The sequence below is a fragment of the Nonomuraea sp. NPDC050383 genome (assembly GCF_044459125.1).
In the GTDB taxonomy this organism is placed as follows: Bacteria; Actinomycetota; Actinomycetes; order Streptosporangiales; family Streptosporangiaceae; genus Nonomuraea.
The window spans coordinates 1,037,445-1,044,962 of record NZ_JBITIP010000001.1 but is presented as its reverse complement, the minus strand read 5'-3'; the positions used below and the strand labels follow the sequence as shown (position 1 = coordinate 1,044,962).

General features: G+C 68.6%; 6 protein-coding genes. All 6 read left to right on the top strand.

Going from position 1 to position 7,518, the window contains the following annotated elements; genetic code table 11:
* Positions 1–508 (top strand): serine hydrolase (locus ACIBG4_RS04775; RefSeq protein WP_397200676.1); only part of this gene is annotated, 508 nt, incomplete at its 5' end.
* A 34-nt stretch (positions 509–542) separates the two neighbouring features.
* A complete protein-coding gene (locus ACIBG4_RS04770; RefSeq protein ID WP_397200675.1) occupies positions 543–1,748 on the top strand; it encodes a serine hydrolase domain-containing protein in 1,206 nt (401 codons plus the stop codon).
* 538 nt (positions 1,749–2,286) lie between these two features.
* Positions 2,287–3,879: an ABC transporter substrate-binding protein gene (locus tag ACIBG4_RS04765; protein ID WP_397200674.1), complete on the top strand. Its 1,593-nt coding sequence runs from the start codon at positions 2,287–2,289 to the stop codon at positions 3,877–3,879.
* Positions 3,876–4,829 (top strand): ABC transporter permease, encoded by a 954-nt coding sequence (locus ACIBG4_RS04760; RefSeq protein WP_397200673.1) that lies wholly within the window; start codon positions 3,876–3,878, stop codon positions 4,827–4,829. Before ACIBG4_RS04765 ends, ACIBG4_RS04760 begins: the two co-directional genes overlap by 4 nt.
* A gap of 1 nt (position 4,830) precedes the next feature.
* The gene (locus ACIBG4_RS04755; protein WP_397200672.1) at positions 4,831–5,703 is read left to right on the top strand and encodes an ABC transporter permease; all 873 of its coding nucleotides are present in this window, start codon (positions 4,831–4,833) and stop codon (positions 5,701–5,703) included.
* Complete coding sequence (locus ACIBG4_RS04750) at positions 5,703–7,517, top strand: dipeptide ABC transporter ATP-binding protein (protein ID WP_397200671.1); 1,815 nt, start codon at positions 5,703–5,705, stop codon at positions 7,515–7,517. The genes ACIBG4_RS04755 and ACIBG4_RS04750 overlap by 1 nt, the downstream gene beginning before the upstream one ends.
* Position 7,518 lies beyond the last annotated feature (1 nt).

Genomic DNA, 7,518 nt, shown 5'->3' with positions numbered 1-7,518 from the left:
CCTGGGCCCGCTGGGGATGACGGGCACCGAGGCGCCGGGCACCTCGACGGAGATCACCGGGCCGCACGCCCACGCCTACTACCGGTATGAGGACGGCGGCCGGGAGCACACGGTGGACGTCACCAGCCAGAATCCCTCGTGGATCTCCGCCGGCGGGGACATGATCTCGACCACCCAGGACCTGCACACGTTCTTCGCCGCGCTGAACGGCGGCCGGCTGCTGCCCGCCGAGCTGCTGGCCGAGATGCGCAAGCCGGACCCGAAGATCGGCTACGGCCTGGGGATCTTCGAGCAGGACCTGGGCGACAACAGCGGCTTCATCTACCACCACAACGGCGGCATGGCGGGCTCCGCGGCGCTGATGTACAGCACGCCCGACGGCGCCAGGACGATGACGGCCTCGGTGACCTACGTGGACGACGCCGACCTGTCCAACGCGGCGGCGTTCCAGCAGGCGACGCAGCGGCTCATCGACGCGGTGTTCCGCGACGCCCGGACCACGAACTGACAACAGCGACCAAGACCCCACAGACGAGGAAACCATGAAGACAACGATCAGCCGGCGCATGGCCGTCGCGGCGCTCGCAACGGCGGTGCTGGCGGGGACCGCCATCCCCGCCATGGCCACCCCCGCCATGGCCACCCCCACCGGGCAGGATCGCCCGGAGCTGCGCAAGGCGATGCAGGCCTTCGTCGACGCCGGTTTCACCGGGATCCAGCTGCGCGTACGCGATCAGCAGGGCGACTGGGCCGCCGGCGCCGGGATACGCAAGCTGGGATCGGCCGCCAAACCCCCGACCAACGGCAGCTTCTGGACGGGCAGCATCATCAAGACCTTCACCGCGACCATGGTGCTGCAACTGGTGGCAGAGGGCAGGATCGAGCTGGACCGCCCCGCCGCCGACTACCTGCCCGGCTACAAGCTTGACCAGCGGATCACCGTACGGATGCTGCTGCGGCACACCAGCGGGATCTTCAACTACACCGGCGAGTACAAGCCCGACGGGACGATGGACGAGCCGGGGATCCCCGCCAACGGCGACGGGTGGGTGCCCCACCGGTTCAAGAGCTACGAGCCCGAGGAGCTGGTACGGCTGGCGCTGTCCAAGAAGCCGCGCTTCGAGCCCGGAACGCAGTGGAGCTACTCCAACACCAACTACACGGTGGCGCTGCTGATCATCGAGAAGGTCACCGGCCACTCCTACGCCACCGAGCTGAAGCGGCGCATCACCGGGCCGCTCGCACTGCGGGGCACCCTCGCGGCGGGCAACCGCACGACGGCACTGCCCGGGCCACACGCCCACGGCTACTACCAGTACAACAACAGCGTGATCGACCTCTCCCACCAGAACATGTCCCTGCTGACCGGCGCCGGTGACCTGATCTCCACCACGCAGGACTTGACCACGTTCTTCTCCGCACTCAACGGCGGCAGGCTCCTGCCCGCCAGGCTGCTGGCCGAGATGCGCACGGCGATTCCCACGCCGCTCCCCAAGCAGGACTACGGCCTCGGCATCTGGGCGCAGGACCTGGGCCCCGGCTGCGGCACCGTCTACCAGCACAACGGCAGCCCGCCGCACGGCTACGGGGCGCTGATGTACAGCTCGCCCGACGGCAGCAAGACCCTGACCGCCTCGGTGACCTGGCTGGACTCGGCCACCAGAGGCCCGGCGAAGGACTTCCTGACGCTTGTGGACACCCTCGTCAAGCAGGAGTTCTGCGACACGCCGCCCGGCTCGGCCGGCTAGGCACGGCCGGACGGGCCTGGTTCTACCCTTCCGAGGAGCGAGCGGCCGCGCCGTTGCGGCTCCCCGAACGTGTCCCCGTCCTGAGGCTCAGCAGTGCGTCAGGAACGGCAGCAGCCGGGAGAGGGACGGGCCAGCCTTACGACGGGTCTTGGCCCGGTGCGTCGTCCTGCCAGGCGGGCGCGCACCGGCGCCCGCCGCGACCACTGAAGCTGCCTGCCCCCTGAGCCTGTGCGGCGACACCGAGCGAAGTACCAGGCCCCGACGTCCCGTCCCCAGTCGTCGAACTCTTCGCCGGTAAACAACTCCTACACATTTGGCGACGGGCATGCGCGAGCCGTCGAAAAACCGGCCGGCTCTTTCCTGCGGCTGTCGATCGATCCTCCGGTCGCCACCGGTAATCATCGATGACGTGCGATGTGGTAACGGCCGTTCCCAGGACTTTACACCCATAGCGTACATCTGTAGTGTTCGTCGATACGCGTTGGCGCATGGTCGAACCCGTCGGACACGGAGAAGTCCTCAAGGAAGGGAGACCGCCATGATCAAGCGAACCCAGGTCATGGTCGGCGCCATGGTCGCAGTCGCTCTCGTCACCGCGGGCTGCGGGACGGGCGCGAACAGCGGCGGTTCCGACGCGAAGGGTCAGGCCATCGCACAGTTGCGGGTCGGCTCGGCGTCAGTCCCCACCCTCGACTACACCAAGAGCGCCTTCGGCTATCACGGCCTCGGAAACCTCGTACTCGAGCCGCTGCTGATCCGCGATCCGCGCGGCGAGCTGAAGCCGTGGCTCGCGGAGTCGTGGGAGCAGCCCACACCGACCACCTACGTTTATCGGCTGCGAAAAGGCGTCAAATTCTCCGACGGAAATGAGCTGACAGCCGAGGACGTCGCATTCGCGTTGAACGTCTACCGGCAGCCGGGATCAACAAACGCCTACAATTTCCCACCGGCGTTGAAGAGCATCGAGGCGACCGACAGATACACGGTCCGCGTCACTCTTGGCGAACCCAATGCCGCATGGGCGTTGGTTCCCGCACGAAATCAGCTGGGAATCTTCGAGAAAAGCTTCTACGAAAAGAACAAGTCCACCTACGGACAGCCGGGAACCGGCGTCGTCGGCACCGGACCCTGGAAACTCGACACGTTCGACCCCACCAGCGCGGCGAAGCTCTCCGCCAACCCCGCCTACTGGGGTGGTCGCGTACCCATCCAGAACATCACATGGACGTTCTTCTCCAGCGAGACGAGCGCGGCCACCGCGTTCCGCGCCAAGCAGCTGGACGTCTACTTCCCCCAGGGAAACCGCGCCTTCGCCTCCACGGCGAACATCAAGCTCGTCACGGCCCCCGACACTCGCTCGTTCGGCCAGTTCTCAATGAACACGCTCGTCCCACCGTGGAACGACCTCCACGTACGGCGCGCCGTCGCCCACGCGCTCGACAAGCAGTCCCTCATCGAGGCGTGGGGCGGTTACGCCCGGCCGTCGGACTACTTCATCCCGCCCAAACTCCTGGAGCAGCTCGGCTCGGCGGAGGAGGTCGAGCAGGCGCTTGCGGACGTGCCCACCTACCCCCACGACCTGGCCAAGGCGAAGGCGGAGATGGCCAAGTCGGCGTACCCGAACGGCGTGGCCGTGACGCTCATGTCGGGAGATTCGAGCGCCTTCAGGAACGTCAGCCAGGCGATCGTCGCGCAACTCGGCAAGATCGGCATCCGCGCCAAGCTTGACGTGAAGCCGCCGAGCGCCGCCGTCGCCCAGGTCATCGGACGCGACCGCGAAGCCGTCCCGTCCTTCGTCACCACGGTCGGCGGCACCTCCGCCGATCCGGGCGCCGCCTACGACTTCGCCATCGGGAGCGCGAACGCCGCCGAAGGCAAGTTCAACACGACGAACTGGAGCACCCCCAAGGTCGACAAGCTCATCGCGGACGGCTTCTCGACGACGGATGCCGCCAAGCGCCTCGACATCTACGCGGAGCTGAACAGGGAGTTCGCCGACAACGTGCCCTTCGTGCCGCTGTTCCTGCCCGAGGCGACGCTGGCGCTGTCCAGCCAGTACTCCTGGCCGGCCTTCAACGGGTTCTTCGCGCTCGACCGGCCCTGGGCGCTGGGGATCGGAAACGCGCGATGACGCGGCGCCGCCTGATCTTCGTCGTCCGGCGGCTGGCGGGCATGGCCGGACTGCTCGCGGTGGTCTCGTTCGTGGTCTTCGCCCTCCTGCACCTGGCGCCGGGCAACCCGATCGACGCCCTGCTCGGCCCGAGGCCCCGCTCTCCGGAGACGGTGCAGGCGCTGACCCGGGAGTTCCACCTGGACAGGCCCTTCCTCGAGCAGTACTGGATCTGGCTCTCCGACGCGGTGCGCCTCGACTTCGGCACGTCGATCCAGACCACGCTGCCGGTGTCGGAGGAGATCGCGTCCCGCCTGCCGACCTCGCTACTGCTGGGTCTCTACGCGTTCGTCATCACCATGATCAGCGGAGTGGGGCTCGGCGTCCTCGCAGCGGTCAAGCGCGGCGGCCCGGTGGACCGCGCGGTCGTGGGCGGGGTGGTCGTCGGGATGTCGACGCCGGCGTTCGTCGCGGCCGTCGTCCTGCTCTACGCGTTCGCGATCCAGATCCCCTGGTTCCCGGTGTTCGGCCAGGGGGCCGGCGGGCTCGACACACTCTGGCACCTCACCCTGCCCGCGATCGCGCTCGCCATGGCGACCTGCGCCCTGGTGGTCAAGCACACCAGATCGTCGATAGCCGGTGTCCTGGATCAGGACTACATCGTCTTCGCCCGGGCGCGGGGTCTCTCCGTGCCGCGGATTCTCTTCCGGTACTCCCTGCGCAACGCCCTCATCCCGGTCATCACCGTCAGCGGGCTCGTCCTGACCTCCCTGATCATCGGGGCGGTGCTCGTCGAGGTGACGTTCTCGGTCGAGGGGATCGGGCAGCTGCTCGTCAAGTCGGCGGTGGCCAAGGACATCCCGATGATCCAGGGAGTGACGCTGCTGACGGCGGCGCTCGTCATGGGCGCCAACCTCCTCGCCGACATCATCTACATGGTGGTCGACCCGCGAATCCGGATGGGAACCTGACATGGCTGGATTGACCGTCGCCGCCGGCCGATCGCCGGTGGCGGTCCGGGCCAAGCGGAGGCGGAAGGCCCCCGGGCCGATCGTCGGGCTGTGCTTCGTCGTGGTGGGTGCCATCGTGGTGATGGCGCTGTTCGGCCCCCTCCTCGTCCCGCACGACCCCGATGCGCAGAACTTGGGCGACATCATGGCCATGCCGTCCGGACAACACTGGCTGGGGACGGACATTCTCGGACGAGACACGTTCTCCAGGGTCGTCGCGGGCGCCCGGTCGGCGTTTCTCGGCCCGCTGGCCATCGCTGTAGGGTCGTTCGTCCTGGGCAACGGCCTCGGCCTGCTCGCCGGGTATCGCGGCGGCCGCGTCGACGCGCTCATCATGCGCTGGGTCGACTTCATGTGGGCGATCCCCGCGCTCCTCGTGCTGATCGTCGCCGCCGGTGCGGTCGGCACGGGCTACTGGCCGACGGTCGCCGTCCTGATGGTGCTCACGGTGCCGCTCGACACCCGCGTGGTGCGCGGTGCGACTCTCGAGCAGGTGCCGAGACCGTATGTGGAGGCGGCCAAGACCCTGGGCGTCCCGGACCGGCGCATCATGCTGTTGCACATCTGGCCGAACGTCTCCCCGGTCTCGGTGGCGAACAGCTTCCTGGTGTTCGCGAGCTCGCTCGGAGCCCTGGCCGCGATGTCCTTCCTGGGCCTGGGCGTACCGCCCGGCACTCCCGACTGGGGCCTGATGCTCTCCGAGAGCCAGCCGCTGCTGTTCGACAACCCGATCGCGGCGCTCGCCCCCGGACTGATGATCGTGCTGACGGCCACGTCGATGAACCTCATCGGGGACTGGCTCTACGAGCGGCTGTCGAATCGGGGGACACGCTGATGCTTTCCGTCTCGAATCTTCGCATCACGCACGGGGACAGCACCCTCGTGTCCGGCATCGACCTGACCGTGAAGCCCGGAGAGACCGTCGGCATCGTCGGCGAGTCAGGCAGCGGCAAGTCGATCACCGTCCGGGCGATCACCGGACTGCTCCAACCCGGTCTCACGGCAACCGGCGAGGTCAGCTACGGCGGCCGCGACCTGCTCTCCCTCACCGAGCGGCAGTGGCGGCGTTCGATCAGGGGGCAGGAGATCGGCCTGATCATGCAGGACCCGTTCACCATGCTCAACCCGGTCATGCGCTGCGGCGACATCATCGCCGAATCGCTCGGCCACCCCGGACGCCGCAAGGAGCGGCGGCAGGAAGCCGTCCGCCGACTCGCCGAGGTCGGCATCCAGGACCCCGCGGTCGCCGATCGTTACCCGTTCCAGCTGTCGGGTGGGATGCGGCAGCGCGTCGCCATCGCCGCCGCACTCGCCCGCGACCCGCGCGTGCTGATCGCCGACGAGCCGTCCACCGCCCTCGACATGACGACCCAGCGAGCCATCCTCGCGCTGATGAAGCGGATCCAGGCCGCGCGCGGCATGAGCCTGGTTCTCATCACGCACGACCTGCGGGTCGCCTTCGCCATGTGCGACCGGGTCTACGTCCTCTACGCCGGATCGGTCGTCGAGGCAGGCGACGCCGCTGATCTCGACGCCGAGCCGCTGCACCCCTACAGCCAGGCGCTCCTGCTGTCCGAGCCCCGGATCGACCGGCGGGTCGGCGAGATCGTCGCCATTCCCGGCTCCGTGTCCGCGCCGGACGAGGTGGCCGGAGGCTGTGTGTTCGCACCGCGCTGCACCTGGACCGACGACGCCTGCAAGCAGGGCGATCCGTCGCTGACCGAGGTCGCGCAGGATCGATGGTCGGCCTGCGTCCGCCTCCCGGAGGTGCGGCCGCACATGGCCGCGCTGCGGCAGCGGGCCGCCGCGGAAGTGCCCCCTGTCGAGATCCCGCCGCCCAGCGCGCCGGTCATCTCCGTCCGGGACCTGTCCAAGACCTTCGGCGCCGTTCGGGCGCTCGCGGACGTCTCCATCCAGATCGGCGAGGGCGAGAGCGTCGGCGTGGTGGGGGAGTCCGGCTCGGGCAAGACGACGCTCGCGCGGGTGCTGGTGGGGCTCGAACAGGCGACGAGCGGGAGCCTGACGATCGCCGGCGTCGACGTCGGCGACTGGGCCGAGCTGAGCCGGGCGGACCTGCGCAGGGTTCGCAGCACGGTTCAGATCGTCTTCCAGGATCCGTACTCGAGCCTGAATCCGATGCGGAGCATCGGCTGGACCCTCGCGGAGGCGGTTTCGACCTACTCGGCGAGGGACGTGAACGTCGGCGGCGAGGTCGATCGCCTCCTGTCCTCCGTCGGCCTCCCGGCGGCCGTCGCCCAGCAGCGCCCGGTGGCGCTCTCGGGCGGGATGCGGCAGCGGGTCGCGATCGCCAGAGCTCTGGCGGCCAAACCCAAGATCCTGATCTGCGACGAATCGGTGTCGGCGCTCGACGTCTCCGTCCAGGCCCAGATTCTCAACCTGCTCAACGGCCTGCGCGCCGAACAGGGCATCGGCTACCTGTTCATCACCCACGACCTTTCCGTCGTCCGCCAGGTCACCGAGCGGATCTACGTGATGCGCAACGGCCGCGTCGTCGAGTCCGGCGCCACTGATCTCGTCATCCGGTCGCCGAGCGATCCCTACACGGCGGAGCTGCTCGCCTCGGCCCCGCGCCCGGAACCCGAATGGCTTGATCTACCCACAGCCGGCAAAGCCGCGCTCGGACGATGAG

What these genes read in the sequence shown, in the direction of transcription:
- ACIBG4_RS04750 (WP_397200671.1), top strand. Translation starts at nt 5,703, where the DNA reads ATGCTTTCCGTCTCGAATCTTCGCATCACGCACGGGGACAGCACCCTC.
- ACIBG4_RS04770 (WP_397200675.1), top strand. Translation starts at nt 543, where the DNA reads ATGAAGACAACGATCAGCCGGCGCATGGCCGTCGCGGCGCTCGCAACG.
- ACIBG4_RS04755 (WP_397200672.1), top strand. Translation starts at nt 4,831, where the DNA reads ATGGCTGGATTGACCGTCGCCGCCGGCCGATCGCCGGTGGCGGTCCGG.
- ACIBG4_RS04765 (WP_397200674.1), top strand. Translation starts at nt 2,287, where the DNA reads ATGATCAAGCGAACCCAGGTCATGGTCGGCGCCATGGTCGCAGTCGCT.
- ACIBG4_RS04760 (WP_397200673.1), top strand. Translation starts at nt 3,876, where the DNA reads ATGACGCGGCGCCGCCTGATCTTCGTCGTCCGGCGGCTGGCGGGCATG.